1 protein-coding gene is annotated in these 404 nt (G+C 70.0%); it reads left to right on the top strand.

The features are described from left to right. Nucleotides 1-15: 15 nt before the first annotated feature. Nucleotides 16-404 (top strand): FAD-dependent oxidoreductase (locus tag JZ791_RS47500; protein WP_498049426.1); only part of this gene is annotated, 389 nt, incomplete at its 3' end.

Raw genomic sequence — 404 nt, 5'->3', positions numbered from 1 at the left:
GGCAAGGGCCACCTCGTGAAAGAGGTGGACGCGCTCGGCGGCGCCATGGCGTTGGCCACGGACGAGGGCGGCATCCAGTTCCGCATCCTCAACAGCTCCAAGGGCCCGGCCGTGCGGGCCACCCGCGCTCAGGCCGACCGCATCCTCTACAAGGCCGCGATCCGCCGGATGCTGGAGAACCAGCCCAACCTGTGGCTGTTCCAGCAGGCCGTGGACGACCTGATGGTGGAAGGCGACCGCGTGGTGGGCGCCATCACGCAGGTGGGCATCGCCTTCCGCTCGCGCACGGTGGTGCTGACGGCCGGCACCTTCCTGGACGGCAAGATCCACGTCGGCCTGAACAACTATTCTGCGGGCCGCGCGGGCGATCCGCCGGCGGTGAGCCTGTCGGCGCGCCTCAAGGA

Source organism: Nocardia alni, assembly GCF_019038435.1.
In the GTDB taxonomy this organism is placed as follows: domain Bacteria; phylum Actinomycetota; class Actinomycetes; order Mycobacteriales; family Mycobacteriaceae; genus Nocardia; species Nocardia alni.
This window is presented reverse-complemented; position numbering and strand designations above follow the sequence as displayed.